This window comes from Chromohalobacter moromii, from assembly GCF_023091865.1.
In the GTDB taxonomy this organism is placed as follows: Bacteria; Pseudomonadota; Gammaproteobacteria; order Pseudomonadales; family Halomonadaceae; genus Chromohalobacter; species Chromohalobacter moromii.
Window position 1 is genome coordinate 381,986 of sequence record NZ_JAHXDI010000001.1, and the last position, 18,609, is coordinate 400,594.

Genomic DNA, 18,609 nt, shown 5'->3' on the forward strand with positions numbered 1-18,609 from the left:
TTGCGGCCATTCTAGGGTAATCCGCTGGCGCGCGTCAGTCGTCCGTATGCTCAGGAGGTTTCACACAGGGTCTGGTAAAGCGGGTTCTCGGTGCCAATATCGTGCAGCGCTGAGGCGTCTGGTTGACGCTCATCGCCGATTAGCGGCACCCATTCCCGTTCGCTGCAGTTCATCAGATAGGTCTGGTGGGTTACGCGATCCGTGACCTGTTTCTCGAAACGATAGAGGATGAATTCCACCATGCGTTGGCCGTGGGCCTCGGTGGTGCGTAAATGATCGCGATCGATCACCTCGAAGGCGACGGGTAAGGGGTATAGGTACGTCCATGGCCGCCAAAACATCGAATCGTATTCGACATCGACGACCTCGGCGGAGTCGGGCAGTTGCTGCTGTTTGGTGGCTAGCCAACTGTATTCATAGTAGATCTGATAGCTGAGCATTCCTACGCCTGCTAGTGCCGGCACGATCCAGCGGGGTAAGCGCTTGCCGCTGAGCTGCCGCAGGATCAACCCGATCCCGGCCGCGCCGAGGCCGGCAAATATCACCGCTATCAATTGCCAAATCATAATGTCTCCCTGCAACGAAATCGGGCCTCCCCCTGGGAAGCCCGATAGTGTGATCCCGTGGCCCGGGCCCGCCGAGCCAGTGGGTATTATGGCTTAGTGATTGACGGCACCACCAGCACCTTTGGGGTAGCGCACGCTTTCCACCAGTTCCTGGATCTCCCGGGGCGGTTCCTCGGATGATTTGGACACGAGGTAGGCTACCGCGAAGTTGATGATCGCACCTACCGCGCCGATAGACAGCGGTGAGATGCCGAGCACCCAATTTTCAGGCGTATCCGCCAGATTATTGGTGCCGGGGATAAAGAACCAGCCTTTGTAGATGAAGATGTAGACGAGGGTGAAGGTTAGCCCTGACAACATCCCCGCGATGGCCCCCTTATTATTCACCCGCTTGGAGAAGATCCCCATCATCAGCACCGGGAACAGTGAGGCAGCGGCGATGCCGAAGGCCAATGCCACGACCTGTGCTGCGAACCCTGGTGGATTGGCACCGAGGTAAGTGGCAACCACGATGGCGATCGACATCGAAATACGGGCCGCTTTTAACTCCCCTCGTTCGGTTATTCGTGGGTTGATGGCGCCTTTTATCAAGTCATGACTGATCGCCGAGGAGATGGCCAGTAGCAGTCCGGCAGCAGTGGAGAGTGCCGCTGCCAGGCCGCCGGCGGCGATCAGCCCGATGACCCAGGAGGGCAGATTGGCGATCTCCGGGTTGGCCAATACCAGGATGTCGTTATTGACGGTCAACTCGTTGCCCTGCCAGCCGCGATCCGCGAAATCGGTGCTGTCGTTGTAGAACTGGATGTTGCCGTCGTTGTTCTTGTCCTCGAAGGTGATCAGCCCAGTTTCTTCCCAGGTCCGAATCCAATCGGGACGGTCGCCGTAGGCGATGGCGTTGGAGGCGGCGGCGTCGTAATTCTCGACCTGACCCGCCATGTCGGGATAGATGGTAGTCATCAGGTTCAAGCGTGCCATGGAGGCCACCGCCGGTGCGGTCAGATAGAGCAGGCCGATGAACACCAGTGCCCAGCCGGCGGACCAGCGTGCATCGGCGACCTTGGGTACGGTGAAGAAGCGCATGATGACGTGGGGCAAGCCGGCCGTGCCGATCATCAGCGACAGCGTGAACAGCACCATGTTGAGCTTGTTGTCCACCATTGCCGTATAAGCATTGAAGCCCAGTGCGGTCACGACTTCGTTGAGCTTGGACAAGAGCGGTTCGCCCGACGCGCTATGATCGGAGAACAGACCTAGCGGCGGAAGCGGGTTGCCAGTCAGTTCCAGTGAGATGAAGACTGCCGGAATGGTATAGGCGACGATCAGGACGATGTACTGAGCCACCTGCGTGTATGTGATGCCCTTCATGCCACCCAGCACGGAATAGAAGAACACCACGACGGCGGCGATGATCAGGCCGGTAGTCGCATCGACCTCCAGAAAGCGTGAAAAAGCGACGCCAGCGCCGGCCATTTGGCCGATGACGTACGTCAGGGACGCCACGATCAGACAGACGACGGCCACCATGCGTGCCGTGCGGCTGTAGAAACGGTCGCCAATGAACTCGGGCACCGTGAACTTGCCGAATTTTCTCAGGTAAGGCGCCAATAGCAGGGCCAGAAGTACATAACCGCCGGTCCAGCCCATTAGAAAGGTGGAGTTGGCATAGCCGCCAGCGGCGATGAGGCCCGCCATGGAAATGAACGATGCGGCGGACATCCAGTCAGCGCCTATCGCCATGCCGTTGGTGATCGGGTGTACGCCACCCCCGGCGACATAGAAATCTTTGGTTGAGCCCGCCTTGGCCCAGATAGCGATGCCAATGTATAGAGCAAAAGAAGCGCCGACGAACAGGATATTGATGGCAAATTGACTCATGCTGGCTTACTCCTCGAGTCCGTATTGCTTGTCCAGCCGATTCATCTTCCAGGCATAGAAGAAGATCAGGCCAATGAACGTCAGAATGGAGCCCTGTTGAGCAAACCAGAAGCCCAGGTCAGTGCCGCCGACGGGAATGCTGGATAGCAGGGGGCGCAGCAATATCGCGCACCCGTACGAGACGAGTGCCCATACGATCAGGCAGCCGGTTATTAGACGCACGTTGGCTTTCCAGTAAGCTTCGGCATTGGATTTTTCATCTGCCATGGTGTCGCTCTCCACTGGTAGGGATATGTTGGTGTTGTGATGAGAGTGTGCGAGACGCTTCAAAGCAATCGCAGGTATAGAACACTCTGTAGGGTAACGTCATTGATACGATAGTGGCGCTAGACTTTTATCGATAATGACTGTGCTGTCCGCCGAGTGTTAACTACCTGGGATTGCCTTGAATAGCCATACTGATGATAGTGGCCAATGACGGCGAAAAAAGAACCCCATACTTTGGTATCAAGCCATTAGTTTAAAGAGTCATTTTTTGAATTTTCATGTTTGTCATGAGGTTATGAAAGGGAGTGAGGATTTGTAGCAGGCTTATAAAAAAGATGTAAGTGAGCCCAGTGGAGCATAAGTCAATGGCGGTTTTTGGGGTGCGATATCAACGTAGAACGATAGTCTATGTGTCGTAATAAAAGTCAGCTTTGCTACTCTTGATCACGTAATATGGTAATCATCTTTCGGCCGTGTTACCGAAAAGTATAAGGAACATGAAGCGGTAATGATGACACCAAGTCGTGCCAGGGTCGGCACAGGACGAGGGTACTACCATGGTCGATATCAACCTCTTGCAACCACCTTTCAGCTTGCTCGATGACAAAGGACGGCAGCGTGTCCGGGACGGAGTCGATCTCGCCTATTTCAATGAGAGCGAGGTGATACTCGATGCCGGTCAACCCGGTGAGCATGTATTCCTGATTCACAAAGGTGAAGTGGCGGAACTCGATCTCAACGCTAGCGAGAGGGAGCGGCGTATCGGCCACTACACGGCGGGCGATCTGTTTGGGGCGATCAGCATTCTCAACGGCACCAGTCGCTACCGCTTTCAGGCCGAGCAAGAAAGTCTATGTTATTTGCTGCCGCGCGCGTTGTTCGAGGACATTTGCACTGCGTACCCCGCCTTCGATAACTACTTTCGGCAGCATCTGGCCGAAAAGGCGCGCCATGTGCTCGAGCGACGCGCAGAAGGGGGCATGAGCATGGCACGCTTCATGCTGGCACGGGTGGCGGAATGCATGCGCGAACCCGTCGTGGTCGAAGGGCATACTACGATTGCCGAGGCCGTCACGCATTTGCGCGAGCGTCATGCCGATAGCTTGCTGGTCAGCCATGCGGGACGCTGCGGGATGGTCACCAAGACTGACCTTCTCGATGCGCTGGTTCAGCAAGGCTTGCCGCACTCCGCCGAGGTGGGCGGCATTGCGCATTTCACGCTGATCACCTCGCACGCCGACGACTATCTCTTTACCGCGTTGGTGAGCATGACGCGCCATGAGGTGGCGCGTGTCGTGGTCATGGAGGGCGCGCAGGCGGTGGGCGTCGTCGAGTTGACCGATGTGCTGGGGTATTTTTCGAGCCGCGCCCATGCCGTTAGCCTGCAGATCGAGCAGGCGGAGGATATCGAGGCGTTAGCGCGTGCCAGCGCGCGTCTGCCTCAGTTGATTCAGACATTGACGGCGCAAGGCGTGAAGTTGCGCTTCGCCATGGAGCTTCTGGCGGCGCTCAACGGTCGGATCATCCACAAGGCGTTCCGGTTCTTGATACCCGAGGATCGTCAGTCTCAGTCATGCCTGCTTGTCATGGGCAGCGAGGGGCGCGGCGAACAGATCCTCAAGACCGATCAGGACAATGCCCTGATTCTGGCCGATGGCAGCGATTGGCCGGGTATCGAGGACGCCATGGGTGCCCTGACCGACACGCTGGGCAGGCTTGGCTATCCGCCTTGCCCGGGCAACATCATGGTCTCCAATCCGCAGTGGGTAGCGAGCGAGTCGGCATGGCGCGGCAAAATCGCTCGCTGGGCCTCGAGTCGCGATCCAGATGCATTGATGAATCTCGCCATCATGCTCGACGCCCATGCCATCGCCGGTAACGCGAGCTTGCTCGAAGGTCTTCGTGAGCACTTGTTCGCGCGCGGCTCCCACGATGAGTTGCTGTTGTCTTACTTCGCGCGGGGCGTATTGCGTTACTCCACCCCGCTGACCCTGTTTGGCACGCTCAAGCGTCCGGAGCATGGCATCGACATCAAGAAAGGAGGCATTTTTCCCATCGTGCATGGCGTGCGCACGCTGGCGCTGGAGCGCCGAGTCGCCGCCACCTCGACGTTTGCGCGTCTCGATGCATTGGTTGACGACGGTCGACTCGACCGGCCTTTCGCTGACGATCTGGGCGAAGCCATGTCGCTATTTTCCGAGCTGCGGCTGCGTCAGCAGTTGGAAAGCCTGGAGGGGAACGACGCGTCGCAGGAGCCCAATCGCGTGGTCGTTCAGCGCCTCAGCGGCTTCGAGCGTGACTTGCTGCGCGAGGCGTTGCATACGGTCAAGGAATTCAAACAACGCTTGTCACAGCGTTTTCATCTTGAATATTGAGGTGCTCGTCAGGCATGGGCCGCGAGGTCGAGTCACGCTCCGCGGGCCATCGTCAGGGGTATACGGGAGGTTGCGATGATAAAAGCATTGCGTCGTGCCGGTGATCGGCGCCGACAACTGGGCGGGCATCATGCCTGGCGTTTCGAACGGTATTGCGGCAGCGAAGTCATCGCTCTGGATTGTGAGACCACCGATCTTGACCCGCGGCGTGCGGAGTTAGTGGCGCTGGCGGCGGTCAAGGTGCGCGATGGACGTGTTCTGACCAGTGAGTCGTTGGATCTGCGCCTGCAGCGGCCGGAGAGCCTGTCGGGGGAGTCCATTCGTATTCATGGCTTGCGCGGCGTGGATCTGTGGGGCGGCGAGGCGTTGGGTGACGCACTCGATCGTTTGCTCGACTTCATCGGTAATCGTCCGTTGATCGGCTGGTGTATCGATTACGACGTGGCGGTCATCAATCGGCACTTGCGCCCGCGTACGGGGTTCGATCTACCCAATCGAACGCTGGATGTCTGCCGGCTGTATGCGCGTGAACGCCGGCGCGTGCAGCCGGATATCGAGCCGGATGTGCGTTTCGAGGCCATGAGCGAGGCCTTGGGGGTGCCCATCATGGGGCGTCATACGGCATTGGGTGATGCCGTGACCACGGCGCTGATGTATCTGCGCCTGTGTCATGGGCGTGCGATCAGCGCCTGAGCGGCTGGGCTCGATACTTCGTCGTAGTCGCCTGCGGTGATAACATGGGGTGCTTCACTCACCACGGCAGGCCAAAGCGCTATCGTCATGCATGCACTCAACGGCCAAGACAAACTGGCATTCAATAAGTTGCAAAAACGCCTGCGGCGCCAGGTGGGGAACGCCATCGTCGACTACGGGATGATTCGAGACGGCGACAAGGTCATGGTATGCCTCTCCGGCGGGAAGGATTCCTACACCATGTTGGATATCCTCATGAACCTGCAGCGTAACGCACCCGTTTCGTTCGAGCTGGTGGCCGTCAACCTCGACCAGAAACAGCCAGGGTTCCCCGAGCACGTGTTGCCCGAATACCTGGACGGTGTGGGCGTGCCTTATCACATCGTCGAGCGCGATACCTATTCGGTGGTCAAGGAGAAAACCCCGGAAGGCAAAACCACCTGCGCGCTTTGCTCGCGATTGCGGCGTGGCACGCTGTATGGCTTCGCCGAAGAGATTGGTGCCAACAAGATCGCGCTGGGCCATCACCGCGAAGACATGCTGGAGACATTGTTTCTCAATATGTTCTTCGGTGGCACGCTCAAGTCGATGCCCCCCAAACTACTCTCCGACGACAACAAGAATGTCGTCATTAGGCCCTTGGCGTATTGCCGTGAGGCCGATATCGCCGAGTATGCCGAGTGGCGGGAGTTTCCGATCATTCCCTGCAACCTATGCGGTTCGCAGCCCAATCTTCAGCGCCAGGTGGTCAAGGAGATGCTCGCGGAATGGGAAGAGAAACACCCCGGGCGCCTGGAAGCGATGTTCAAGTCGATCACCAATGTGGCGCCGTCGCAGTTGGCCGACCGCAACCTCTTCGATTTCGTGGGGCTGGAAGACAAGCAACGCGAGTTCCAGAGCCAGCGCATCGAGGCACTCGACGTTCTGGCCCGCGAGGCGTGATGCTCACTCGCGAAGCGACGTCTCGCCGCGCGCTACGGCAGCGAGGCGCTCGCCTTCGAGCAGTGTAATCTCGCGGCGCGCTACTTGGATCAATCCGGCCTGCTGAAAACGACTCATTAGACGACTGATGGTTTCCACCGCCAGGCCGAGATGATTGCCGATATCGGCACGTGCCATGGGCAGGCGAAAACGCGTAGGGGAGAAACCGCAGCGCTTAAAGCGGTGTGACACGTCGATGATGAAACTGGCGAGGCGTGACTCGGCCGTGTGGCCGGCGAGCCGGCAAAGCCAATGCCGGTCGTCGTGAAGCTCGCGGCTCATGCTGCGGTAGAGCGCATGGCGCAGCTCGGGTAGATCAACGGAGAGGCGGTCCAGTTGATCGAAGGGAATCGCGCATACGGCAGTGGTTTCGAGCGCTTCGACGCGGCCTGGATGACCACCGCTGGCAAGACCGTCCAGACCCACGAGCTCTCCGGGCAGGTAAAAGTGCGTGATGCGCTCCTCGCCGTGGGCTTGGGCGACGCTTTGCTTGAGGCTGCCGCAGCGTACCGCGAAGAGGTGCGTGAAAGGCGTCGTGGCGTTGAAAAGCGTGTCACCGCGCTTGAGGGGCGCGCGCCGTCGGATGATGGCGTCGAAGTCGTCAAGATCCTCGAGCCCCAGCGCCAATGGAAGACACAACGAGTTGAGCCGACATGTCTGGCAATGGGCATGCATCGGCGAGGCCGATACGGCGTTGTCGTCGGTCATGGCGTTTTCTCCTTGGGCGAACTTACCTTAGGGTAGCGCGTGCAACCCGTCAAAGCCGCATAGTGACGCACCCTGCCACCCAATGAGACACGGCTGATATGAGCTTCGAACATGCCTATGCAGCGACGCCCCGCTCGCTGACGTCGCTGCACGCGAGCGGCGTTTCGCCCACCATCGCGGCGCAACATTATTATCTGGAGGGCCTGGGCCCTTTGGAAGTGCGTGGCATGCCGTGTGTGGGACGTTTGTTGCTGACCCATGGCGCCGGGGCAGGGCAGACGTCGCGCTTCATGCAGCGCTTGCGAGAGTCGCTGGCGCTGCATGGTGTGCAGGTTTGGGCCATCGACTTCGCCTACATGCAGCGGGTATGGCATGAAAATCGTCGGCGTCCCCCGCCGCGTATCGAAAGCCTGGTCGACGAACTGGCCGCATGGCGAGACGCGTTGTCGCCGCTTGCCGGCGAAGCGCCATCGCCGCTGTGGCTGGGGGGCAAGTCGATGGGCGGGCGCGTGTCGAGTTTGCTGGCGGCGCGTGACGAGGCGCCGGGCCTGGCGTTATTCGGTTATCCGTTTCATCCCCCCGGCAAGCCCGAACGCACGCGGTTGTCGCATTGGCCGAACCTGACCTGTCCCACCTGGGTCTTGCAAGGTACGCGGGACCCCTTTGGGAGTGAGAGCGAAGTGCGTGAATATGCCTTGCCGGCCACAGTGCACATGCATTTTCTCGACGATGGCGATCATGACTGGCAGCCACGACGCCGCGCCGGGCATGATCAGGCAGCGTTGATCGAGGAAGCAGTGCGTGTCGTGGCCGATGCCATGCAGGCAAGTGAATGAATCAGATGAATGTAATCGGTTGACTTTCCACAGTCTCTCTGTAGAATGCAGCGCCACGTGACCACGGGTGGTTAGCTCAGTTGGAAGAGCACCAGCCTTACAAGCTGGGGGTCACTGGTTCGAGCCCAGTACCACCCACCATTACGCGAAATGTATTTCGCATGATGGGGAAACGTAAAAGAAGAATGCAGCGGACCGGTAGTTCAGTTGGTTAGAATGCCGGCCTGTCACGCCGGAGGTCGCGGGTTCGAGTCCCGTCCGGTCCGCCAATTCTTCATCGGAAATTCGACAATGTGTGGTTAGCGTTGTATTCAGCGGACCGGTAGTTCAGTTGGTTAGAATGCCGGCCTGTCACGCCGGAGGTCGCGGGTTCGAGTCCCGTCCGGTCCGCCACGATTTCCTCGCCGAAGCGTCATTGACGATAAGGCATGCAGCAGCAACATGCAGTATCAAGCAGTATGCGATCCGGGTGGTTAGCTCAGCTGGTTAGAGCACCAGCCTCACATGCTGGGGGTCACAGGTTCGAGTCCTGTACCACCCACCAATCCGATAAAAATCGGATAATGCGGACCGGTAGTTCAGTTGGTTAGAATGCCGGCCTGTCACGCCGGAGGTCGCGGGTTCGAGTCCCGTCCGGTCCGCCACGATCGCCATCGGCCAACCCTGAGTCATTGACTTGGGGTTTTGTCGTTTGGGCCTGCCTTCTCCATGCGCGGATGCTCCTGTCGCGCTGCTTCCTCAGGATCTGCCTCGCCCGAGACCGTGTCGCCCTGATGTGCCTGGCACCAAGCGAGGGCCTGCGGATAGACGTCTTTCACGGCATCGGGGTGCGTCAGCATGTCCAGATGACCGTAATCTCGCCCCTGACCGTTCTCGCGTCCCAGTACACGTACTGCATGCCGATGCGGGCCACATTCCTCAACGAAGCGTGTCACGTCTCGTGGGTGTCCCAGCGCCCGGTCGCGACGCCCGGCCAAATGCAGCGTGGGTGGCAACCCTCCGTGAGCCAGGGCGGCGGCGTAATCGAAACCATCCTCGGGGTCCCGCCACGCCGTCTCGCGCACCCAGGCGACGCTGTCTGCATGGCTGGCGGCGTATTCGTCGTCACTACCCCAGCGTAGCGAGCGTGCCGGCAGATAACCGCACATACGTCGTGCCAGCGGCGCGAGCCCTTTCCAGATCAGGTCGATATAGAGCCATTTGCTGGGGTTTTGGATCCGCACTCGACGCTTGGTGCCGAAATAAACCTGGCTGGCGACACGCTCGCGACTGCTGGGAACGCGTGCAAGGTGCGCGGCGATCAAGACGCCACCCCAGGAATGCGCCATGATATGGCAGCGCGATTGCCCGCTCAGATTCAGGCAGGTGGCCAGCGCGGTGGCGACTTCATCGATGATGACTTCGCGCTGCGAGAACGAGGCGCCACGTGCCGGACGCGGCGAGGCGCTGCCGCGACCGCGTTGATCGATCACCATGACCTCGTGTCCCTGCCGGGCGAGCCAGGGTGCCATTCCCTTGCCGCTACGGCTGTGAAAGATGCGCCCCGACTCAATGGCACCATGCCAGCACAGGATGGGCAGGCCGTGTATGCGTTCCGGCTGAAAGCGGATGAGATTCAGCTCACCGCCAGTGGCGATGGGCATGCGGTGTTGAGAGGTTTGGTAGTCCATTCGAGGCTCGCTCGTTTAGCGTGAGAAGGCAGTAATGCCTGCGCCCTTGGTCGGGATTGTCTCCCGTGACGCCTTCGCTACACTGTTCATACAGTTGTTTGAAAATGTATGGTGGTTTAAAACCGAGTGCAAGCGAGGACGCGCCGTGACTCAGTATCCGCATCTCTTCCGCCCGTTGACCGTGGGGCCCGTGACGCTCGATAACCGCATCCTGATGGGCTCGATGCATACCAACCTCGAGGAAACCCCCGATGGCTTCGCGCGTCTGGCGGCGTTTTATGCCGAACGGGCACGAGCGGGCGTTTCGTTGATCGTCACTGGCGGTATCGCACCGAATCCCGAGGGCGCGGTGTTCGAAGGCGCCGCTAAATTGAGCGAGCCGGAAGAAGTCGAGGCGCACCGGCAGGTGACTCAGGCGGTACATGCTGAGGGCGGCCATATCTGCATGCAGATTCTGCACGCCGGGCGTTATGCCTATTCACCCGCCCTGGTGGCGCCCTCGGCGCTCAAGGCACCGATCAACCCTTACACGCCCCGGGCGTTGAACGGCGACGAGGTGACGGAGCAGGTCGAGGCCTATGTCCATTGCGCCAAACTGGCGCGCGATGCGGGTTACGACGGCGTCGAGATCATGGGATCAGAAGGCTATCTGATCAATCAGTTCCTGTGTCGGCGTACCAATCACCGCGACGACGAGTGGGGCGGGGAATTCGAGAGCCGCATGCGCTTCGCGGTAGAGATCGTGCAGCGAATTCGTCGGGCACTGGGCGATGACTTCCTGATCATCTTTCGCCTGTCGATGATCGACTTGGTCGAGGAGGGTAGTAGCCATGAGGAGGTCGTGGCCTTGGGGCGCGCGATCGAGACGGCGGGCGCCGACCTGATCAACACCGGGATCGGCTGGCACGAGGCGCGAGTACCGACCATCGTCACCAGCGTGCCGCGGGCGGCGTTCACGGAGGTGACGCGGCGCCTGCGTGAGGTGCTTACAGTCCCGCTGATTGCCACCAACCGCATCAACATGCCCGAGGTGGCCGAGCGTGTGCTGGCCGAAGGGCACGCCGACATGGTCTCGATGGCGCGTCCCTTTCTCGCCGATCCCGAGTGGGTGGCCAAGGCGCGCGAGGGGCGCGAGGCGTTCATCAATACCTGCATTGCCTGCAACCAGGCCTGTTTGGACCACACCTTCCAAGGCAAGTTGACCTCATGCCTGGTCAATCCGCGTGCTTGTCACGAGACCGAATTGACGCTTGCGGCCGTGGCAACGCCGCGTGACATTGCAGTGGTCGGCGCCGGACCGGCGGGTCTGGCGACCGCCGTGTCGGCGGCGCAGCGCGGCCATCGTGTCACGCTCTTCGAGCGCGAGGCCGAAATCGGCGGCCAGTTTCGCTACGCGCAGCGCATCCCCGGCAAGGAAGAGTTCCGCGAGACGCTGCGCTATTACCGCAGTATGCTCGAGGCGCTGGACGTTAGGGTGTACCTGAACACACTGGCTGAGGTGGAACGCTTGCGGGACTTCGATGTCGTGGTGCTGGCATCGGGGGTCGCGCCGCGGGCGTTGTCGTTGCCCGGTAGCGAGGACCCGCGCGTGATGGACTATCCCACGGCGATCATGCACCCCGAGCGTGTCGGCACGCGCGTGGCGATCATAGGCGCCGGTGGGATCGGCTTCGATGTCGCGGAACTCTTGACCCATGCCGAGCATCCTGCGTTGGATCGCGATGCGTGGTGTGCCGAGTGGGGCGTCGACTTATCGTTGGTGGCGCGAGGCGGTCTCGTTACACCGCAAGCGCCGCGTGTGCCCCGCGAGGTAACGCTGCTCCAGCGCAAGACCAGCAAGCCTGGCAAAGGGCTGGGCACGACCACCGGCTGGGTACATCGCGCCGCGCTGCGCCAGCGTGGGGTGCGCATGTTGAATGGCTGCGAGTATCGTGGCCTCGACGCGGCCGGGCTGCATATCGTGCGCGAGGGCGTCGAGACGTGTCTCGAGGTGGAGACGGTCGTGGTGTGTGCAGGCCAGATATCGGTGACGGAACTCGAGGCGCCGCTGTCGGTGGCCGGCTGCGAGGTGCATGTCATCGGCGGGGCACAGGAGGCGTCGGAGCTCGATGCCAAGCGGGCCATCGATCAGGGAACTCGCCTGGCGGCGCGCCTATAAGAGGGTGTTTACAAAAGGACTGCGCTCGCCCGTTTTGTAACTCCCCTTCTAAGAAAAGTGCTTTTATAAGAAGGCGCATGCTGGCGGGCTTCCGATGAGAGGCGGCGATGAGTAGACTGGCTTGAGACGCAATTTTTTGCAGGATAACGGCAGGCGTTGGCACCCGGCGCTTGGCGTTGCGTTTCAAGCGTCTTTACTTCTCGCCACCTATGAGGACAACAAGGCATGGAATCCGACTGTACGCCGCGCTTTCTGGCCAGCGACAATACCTCCGGCATCTGTCCCGAGGCGCTCGACTATCTGTTGCGCGCCAACGCTAGCGATGATCTCGCCTATGGCAATGATGCCTGGACCCAGAAAGCCGCTGACCGCTTTCGTCGTTTCTTCGACTATGACTGCGACGTGTTTTTCGTCTTCAACGGCACCGCCGCCAATTCGCTGACGCTTGCCTCGATGGGGCAGAGCTATCACAGCGTCATCTGTCATGAACTGGCACATATCGAAACTGACGAGTGTGGCGGGCCGGAGTTCTTTTCCAACGGTGCCAAACTGCTGACCTGCTCCGGCGCGGATGGCAAGTTGACACCCGAGGGGATCGAGTCGCTGGTGACGCGGCGCAGCGATATCCACTACCCCAAGCCGCGCACGATCTCGCTGACTCAGGCCACCGAGGTGGGCACCGTGTATACCCGCGATGAGCTGATGGCGATTCGTGCCATGGCGGATAAACATGGTCTGCACGTGCATATGGACGGGGCGCGCTTCGCCAATGCCTGCGCGTCGCTCGAGGCTACGCCGGCGGAGCTCACTTGGCAGGCCGGCGTCGATGCGTTGTGCTTCTCAGGGACCAAGAATGGCTTGCCGATGGGCGAGGCGGTGGTATTTTTCAATCACGCCCTGGCGGAAGATTTCGGTTACCGCTGCAAGCAAGCGGGGCAACTGTCCTCCAAGATGCGCTTCATCACTGCACCTTGGCTGGGGCTGCTGGAAAGCGGCGCCTGGCTGCGTAACGCCGAGCATGCCAATGGCATGGCACGTTATCTCGCGGCGGGCTTCGCTGCTTTGCCGGGAGCTGAGTTGATGTTTCCCGCCCAGGCCAACAGTGTCTTCGTGACGCTACCCGTCGCGGTCCTCGAAACACTGCGCCAGCGTGGTTGGACGTTTTACACCTTCATCGGCGCTGGCGGCGCGCGTTTCGTCTGTGCCTGGAATACCACTCAAGCTTTGCTCGATCGGCTGCTCGACGATGCGCGCGACGCCTTGTCGGCCGCCTAATCGACACGCCAGGGCGAGGGCATTGATGTGCTCTCGCCTTTCCCGCCTTTTTCGGATTTCAACGAACCAATGGCCGTTTGTGGGCTCTCATGTCCAGGGCCGTGCCGCTTCGTTGAAAGGAAATGCGTTTCGTACCGCCCCTTTCTTCTTCATCCGTCTACGCTGATACATAGATAGCCCAGAATCCGATGAGCGACCCCGGGTCGTGAAAGGAGGCGTTTAATGAGTATCTTCGATCATGTTCAGAACCGTTACGAGCGTGTTCAGCAAGAGGAGATGAGTCTTCAGGAGTATCTGGAACTTTGTCGCCGCGAGCCCAGTGTCTATGCGAGCGCGCCGGAGCGCATGCTAGAGGCGATCGGCGAGCCGGAGGTCATCGATACCGCCAAGGATGCGCGGCTGTCACGTATCTTCAGTAACAAGGTCATCCGCCGCTATCCGGCGTTTTCCGAATTTTACGGCATGGAAGAGGCCATCGAGCAGATCGTGGCGTATTTCCGGCATGCCGCTCAGGGGCTGGAAGAGAAGAAACAGATTCTATATCTGCTGGGGCCAGTAGGCGGCGGCAAGTCCTCGCTGGCCGAAAGGCTCAAGTTGTTGATGGAGCATGTGCCGTTCTATGCCATCAAGGGCTCGCCGGTCTTCGAGTCGCCGCTGGGGCTCTTCTCGCCGGAGGAGGACGGCGAGTTGCTGGAGAAGGAATATGGCATCGCACGGCGCCACTTGCGGGCGGTGATGTCGCCATGGGCCGCCAAGCGCTTGCAGGAATACGGCGGTGATATCGCTCAGTTTCGTGTCGTGCGGCTCTATCCGTCACGTCTCAACCAGATTGCCGTCTCCAAGACCGAGCCTGGCGACGAGAATAACCAGGATATTTCGTCGCTGGTGGGCAAGGTCGACATTCGCCAACTCGAGCTCTATTCCCAAGACGACCCGGATGCCTATAGCTTCTCCGGTGGCTTGTGCAAGGCCAACCAGGGGCTGATGGAATTCGTCGAAATGTTCAAGGCGCCGATCAAAGTCTTGCATCCGTTGCTGACGGCGACGCAGGAGGGTAACTACAACCCCACCGAGGGGATGGGGGCGATTCCTTTCGATGGCGTTGTCCTGGCGCATTCCAACGAAAGCGAATGGCAGACGTTCCGCAACAACCGCAACAATGAGGCCTTCCTGGATCGTGTCTACATCGTCAAGGTGCCGTACTGCTTGCGCGTTTCCGAAGAGATCAACATCTACAAGAAGCTGCTCGAACATTCGTCGCTGAACGCCGCGCCCTGTGCGCCGGACACGCTGCGCATGCTGGCGCAGTTCTCGGTACTTTCGCGTCTCAAGGAGCCTGAGAATTCGAGTATCTATTCCAAGATGCGGGTCTATGATGGCGCGAACTTGAAGGACACCGATCCCAAGGCTAAGTCGCTACAGGAGTATCGCGATGCGGCCGGTGTCGACGAGGGTATGGAAGGTCTGTCGACGCGTTTCGCCTTCAAGATTCTCTCCAAGGTCTTCAATTTCGATACCCACGAAGTCGCTGCCAATCCAGTTCATTTGTTGTATGTGCTGGAGCAGCGTCTTGAACAAGAGCAACTGCCCAAGGAAACCTTCGAGCGCTATCTGCGTTTCATCAAAGAGTATCTGGCGCCGCGTTACGTCGACTTCATTGGTAAGGAGATCCAGACCGCGTATCTCGAGTCGTACAGCGAGTATGGGCAAAACATCTTCGATCGTTATGTGACCTATGCCGATTTCTGGATTCAGGACCAGGAATATCGTGACCCCGAGACTGGCGAGCTGTTCGACCGTCAAGCGCTCAACGAAGATCTGGAGAAGATCGAGAAACCGGCCGGCATCTCCAATCCCAAGGATTTTCGCCATGAGGTAGTCAACTTCGTATTGCGCGCGCGTGCCCAGAACAATGGCATGAACCCCAGTTGGCAATCCTACGAGAAGCTTAAAGGCGTGATCGAGAAGAAAATGTTCGCCAACACCGAGGAGTTGTTGCCGGTCATCTCTTTCAACGCCAAGGCGTCTAACTCGGATCAGAAGAAACATGAGGACTTCGTGGCGCGCATGGTCGACAGGGGATATACCGAGAAGCAGGTACGCTTGCTGTCGGAGTGGTATTTGCGGGTTCGCAAGTCGCATTAGTCGCCCGGAGGTGTCGGGCATTCACTGGCGGCGGCGCGGGCTTGCCATCGCCGGCGACTGAACGAGAGGAGGTCTCGATGACCTACTTCATTGATCGACGCGCCAATGCCAAGCACAAAAGTGCCGTGAACCGGCAGCGTTTCCTGCAGCGCTATCGCAGTCATATCAAGCGCTCGGTGGAGGAGGCGGTCAACCGGCGCTCGATCACCGACATGGAGCGTGGCGAGAAGGTTTCGATTCCCTCCAAAGACATTTCCGAGCCAGTGTTTCAGCACGGCCCCGGTGGCTCACGCACCATCGTCAGTCCCGGCAACAAGGAGTTCGTCGAAGGGGATCGGCTGCGGCGTCCGGGCGGTGCTGGGGAGGGCGGCGCGGGGGAAGGCAGCGCGTCCAATCAAGGCGAGGGCATGGACGAATTCGCGTTTTCCCTGAGCCGCGAGGAATTTCTGGATTTCGTCTTCGACGGTCTGGCGCTTCCGCATCTCGAGCGCAAGCAACTGCGAGACCTCGACGAGGTGCGGCCGGTACGGGCCGGGGTGACCCGCGATGGCGTGCCGTCGCGGATCAATATCGTGCGCTCGATGCGCGAGGCGCAGGCCCGGCGTATTGGCATGCGGGCGCCCATCAAGCGTGCCCTGCGTGAAGCCGAGGAAGCGCTTCAAGAAGAGGAGCGCAAGGACCCGGTACTACGCAATCCGACGCGTATTCACGAGCTCAAAGCCGAAATCGAGCGTCTTGAAAAGCGTCTGGAGGCGGTGCCGTTCATCGATACCTACGACTTGCGCTACAACAACCTCGTCGACCAGCCACAGCCCTCCAACAAGGCGGTGATGTTCTGTGTCATGGATGTCTCCGGCTCCATGACACAAGGCCACAAGGATATCGCCAAGCGTTTCTTTTTGCTGCTGTATCTCTTTCTGGAGCGCAACTACGAGAAGGTCGAGCTGGTGTTCATTCGTCATCACACCGCGGCCAAGGAAGTCGACGAGGAGGAGTTCTTCTATTCCCGGGAAACCGGGGGGACCATCGTCTCCAGTGCGTTGACCCTCGTCGATGAGATCATCACCAAGCGTTATTCGCCCGCGCAGTGGAATCTCTACGTCGCTCAAGCCTCCGACGGCGACAACTGGGACGATGACTCGACGACCTGCCGAGATCTGCTCATGTCGTCGTTGATGGCCAAGCTGCAGTACTACACCTATGTGGAAATCACGCCACATTCGCATCAGGCGCTGTGGGAGGAATATGAGCGCGTGCAGGCACGCCACCCTGAGCGCTTCGCGATGCAGCAGATCGTCGAGCCAGGCGACATCTATCCGGTCTTTCGCAAGCTGTTTCGTAAGCGTATAGCGCAATGAGGCACCGTGCCGAGGAGATGACATGAGTACTGTATCGACCCCCATCGCCACCGGTTCGGATTGGAATTTCGAGATTCTGACGGCCTATGAACGTGAGATTGCGCGGTTTGCCAAGGAATACCGCCTGGATACTTATCCCAATCAGATCGAGATCATTACCTCCGAACAGATGATGGATGCCTACGCCAGCGTGGGCATGCCGGTGGGCTATCATCACTGGTCTTTCGGCAAACAGTTCTTGTCCGTCGAGCAGGCTTATCGGCGCGGTCAGATGGGGCTGGCCTACGAACTGGTCATCAACTCCGATCCCTGTATCGCCTATCTCATGGAAGAGAACACCTTGATGATGCAGATCCTGGTCATGGCGCATGCCTGCTATGGCCACAACTCGTTCTTCAAGGGCAATTATTTATTTCGCGCCTGGACCGATGCCTCGGCGATCGTCGATTACCTTGTGTTTGCACGTAAGTACATCGCCGAATGCGAACAGCGTCACGGCGTCACGGCGGTGGAACAGCTCCTGGATGCCTGTCATGCCCTGCAGAACTACGGGGTCGATCGTTACAAGCGCCCCTCGCCGATCTCCTCGGAGGAAGAGGCGCGCCGCCAGCAGGAACGTGAAGCCTATCTCCAGGCGCAGGTGAACGCCCTGTGGCGCACGATTCCGGGGAAAGCGCCACGCGATGAGTCGCAGGCGTTCGTGGAAGATGGCGACGATCCGCTGGGACTCCATCAATACGGGCATTATCCCCCCGAGCCGCAGGAAAACCTGTTGTATTTTCTGGAAAAGAACGCGCCGCTTCTCGAATCGTGGCAGCGGGAAATAGTACGCATTGTGCGTAAGCTGGCGCAGTATTTTTATCCACAACGCCAGACCCAGGTGATGAACGAGGGGTGGGCGACGTTCTGGCACTATACGTTGATGAACCGGCTCTACGATGAGGGGCTGATCGACGAGGGTACGATCCTCGAGTTTCTGCATTCGCATACCGCCGTCGTGCAGCAGCCGGGGTTCGATAGTCCGCATTTCAACGGTATCAACCCCTATGCCCTGGGGTTTGCGATGTTTTCAGACATCCGACGGATCTGCGAGGCACCCGACGAAGAGGACCGCGAGTGGTTCCCGGAGATCGCCGGCAGCGACTGGCTGGAGACGGTGCATTTCGCGATGCGCAACTTCAAGGACGAGTCGTTCATTCAGCAGTTCCTGTCCCCCAAGGTGATTCGCGATCTCAAGCTATTCAGCCTCGACGACGACGATCGCGATGAGATGCTCACCATCAGTGCCATTCACGATGAGCGTGGCTATCAGCGCGTGCGCGAGGCGCTTTCCACGCAATATGCCTTGTCGCTGCGTGAGCCCAATATTCAGGTCTGGGAGGCCGATATTCGTGGCGATCGTTCGCTGACCTTGCGTCACGTCCAGGATGCACGCCGGCCATTGGGCAAGACTCTGTATCCGGTCTTGCGCCACCTGCATCAACTGTGGGGGTTTGCGGTCAAGCTGGAATCGGTTGAGGACGACGAGGTCGTGCGCCGCTATCAGTGGCCGCTCCCCGGTGACGCGCGAGACAGTGGCTGAAACGCGTCGCTAGCCGCGGCGCGCAGGGCTGATATACTGGCGCTCGCGCCGTCGGCGAAGTGTCGTGCCGGTGCGTCTTTGAGCGTGCCGGCCGTAGGCTGGCGCGACGCCCCGAGTGCA

General features: G+C 59.6%; 14 protein-coding genes and 5 tRNA genes. 14 read left to right on the plus strand and 5 right to left on the minus strand.

What is annotated here, in order from left to right; all coding sequences use genetic code 11:
- Positions 1–50: 50 nt before the first annotated feature.
- The 3 genes from KZO83_RS01730 to KZO83_RS01740 form a co-directional block, all read right to left on the minus strand.
- The gene (locus tag KZO83_RS01730) at positions 51–566 is read right to left on the minus strand and encodes a hypothetical protein (RefSeq protein ID WP_247619543.1); all 516 of its coding nucleotides are present in this window, start codon (positions 564–566) and stop codon (positions 51–53) included.
- A 93-nt stretch (positions 567–659) separates the two neighbouring features.
- A complete protein-coding gene (locus KZO83_RS01735) occupies positions 660–2,441 on the minus strand; it encodes a sodium:solute symporter family protein (RefSeq protein ID WP_247619544.1) in 1,782 nt (593 codons plus the stop codon).
- 6 nt (positions 2,442–2,447) lie between these two features.
- Complete coding sequence (locus KZO83_RS01740) at positions 2,448–2,708, minus strand: DUF4212 domain-containing protein (protein ID WP_178997694.1); 261 nt, start codon at positions 2,706–2,708, stop codon at positions 2,448–2,450.
- A 557-nt stretch (positions 2,709–3,265) separates the two neighbouring features.
- Here KZO83_RS01740 and KZO83_RS01745 point away from each other — a divergent pair.
- From KZO83_RS01745 to ttcA, 3 genes are all read left to right on the plus strand, one after another.
- Entirely contained in the window at positions 3,266–5,083 is a 1,818-nt protein-coding gene (locus KZO83_RS01745) for a putative nucleotidyltransferase substrate binding domain-containing protein (protein ID WP_178997696.1), read from the plus strand.
- 75 nt (positions 5,084–5,158) lie between these two features.
- Complete coding sequence (locus tag KZO83_RS01750; protein WP_178997698.1) at positions 5,159–5,776, plus strand: 3'-5' exonuclease; 618 nt, start codon at positions 5,159–5,161, stop codon at positions 5,774–5,776.
- Between the two features lie 87 nt (positions 5,777–5,863).
- Positions 5,864–6,718: a tRNA 2-thiocytidine(32) synthetase TtcA gene (ttcA, locus tag KZO83_RS01755; protein WP_178997700.1), complete on the plus strand. Its 855-nt coding sequence runs from the start codon at positions 5,864–5,866 to the stop codon at positions 6,716–6,718.
- 3 nt (positions 6,719–6,721) lie between these two features.
- Here the strand turns inward: ttcA and fnr are convergent, their stop codons facing one another.
- Entirely contained in the window at positions 6,722–7,465 is a 744-nt protein-coding gene (gene fnr / locus KZO83_RS01760; protein WP_178997702.1) for a fumarate/nitrate reduction transcriptional regulator Fnr, read from the minus strand.
- A gap of 98 nt (positions 7,466–7,563) precedes the next feature.
- Between fnr and KZO83_RS01765 the strand changes: the two genes are divergently transcribed.
- The 6 genes from KZO83_RS01765 to KZO83_RS01790 all read left to right on the plus strand — a co-directional run bounded on the left by KZO83_RS01765 (position 7,564) and on the right by KZO83_RS01790 (position 8,945).
- Positions 7,564–8,301: an alpha/beta family hydrolase gene (locus KZO83_RS01765; protein ID WP_247619545.1), complete on the plus strand. Its 738-nt coding sequence runs from the start codon at positions 7,564–7,566 to the stop codon at positions 8,299–8,301.
- Positions 8,302–8,366: 65 nt separating this feature from the next.
- A tRNA-Val gene (locus KZO83_RS01770) sits at positions 8,367–8,442 on the plus strand.
- Between the two features lie 51 nt (positions 8,443–8,493).
- A tRNA-Asp gene (locus tag KZO83_RS01775) sits at positions 8,494–8,570 on the plus strand.
- Positions 8,571–8,617: 47 nt separating this feature from the next.
- Positions 8,618–8,694: transfer RNA gene (locus KZO83_RS01780), tRNA-Asp, on the plus strand.
- A 74-nt stretch (positions 8,695–8,768) separates the two neighbouring features.
- Positions 8,769–8,845: transfer RNA gene (locus KZO83_RS01785), tRNA-Val, on the plus strand.
- Positions 8,846–8,868: 23 nt separating this feature from the next.
- Positions 8,869–8,945, plus strand: a tRNA-Asp gene (locus KZO83_RS01790).
- A gap of 24 nt (positions 8,946–8,969) precedes the next feature.
- Here the strand turns inward: KZO83_RS01790 and KZO83_RS01795 are convergent.
- Entirely contained in the window at positions 8,970–9,971 is a 1,002-nt protein-coding gene (locus KZO83_RS01795; protein ID WP_247619546.1) for an alpha/beta fold hydrolase, read from the minus strand.
- Positions 9,972–10,116: 145 nt separating this feature from the next.
- On the opposite strand from KZO83_RS01795, the gene KZO83_RS01800 reads away from it, so the two are divergent.
- The 5 genes from KZO83_RS01800 to KZO83_RS01820 all read left to right on the plus strand — a co-directional run bounded on the left by KZO83_RS01800 (position 10,117) and on the right by KZO83_RS01820 (position 18,489).
- A complete protein-coding gene (locus KZO83_RS01800) occupies positions 10,117–12,129 on the plus strand; it encodes an FAD-dependent oxidoreductase (protein WP_247619547.1) in 2,013 nt (670 codons plus the stop codon).
- A 225-nt stretch (positions 12,130–12,354) separates the two neighbouring features.
- Positions 12,355–13,404 (plus strand): threonine aldolase family protein, encoded by a 1,050-nt coding sequence (locus tag KZO83_RS01805; RefSeq protein WP_247619548.1) that lies wholly within the window; start codon positions 12,355–12,357, stop codon positions 13,402–13,404.
- Positions 13,405–13,626: 222 nt separating this feature from the next.
- Positions 13,627–15,549 (plus strand): PrkA family serine protein kinase, encoded by a 1,923-nt coding sequence (locus tag KZO83_RS01810; protein WP_075370560.1) that lies wholly within the window; start codon positions 13,627–13,629, stop codon positions 15,547–15,549.
- 77 nt (positions 15,550–15,626) lie between these two features.
- Positions 15,627–16,907: a YeaH/YhbH family protein gene (locus KZO83_RS01815; protein WP_247619549.1), complete on the plus strand. Its 1,281-nt coding sequence runs from the start codon at positions 15,627–15,629 to the stop codon at positions 16,905–16,907.
- A 22-nt stretch (positions 16,908–16,929) separates the two neighbouring features.
- Entirely contained in the window at positions 16,930–18,489 is a 1,560-nt protein-coding gene (locus KZO83_RS01820) for a SpoVR family protein (RefSeq protein ID WP_247619550.1), read from the plus strand.
- The last annotated feature ends 120 nt before the right edge of the window (positions 18,490–18,609 follow it).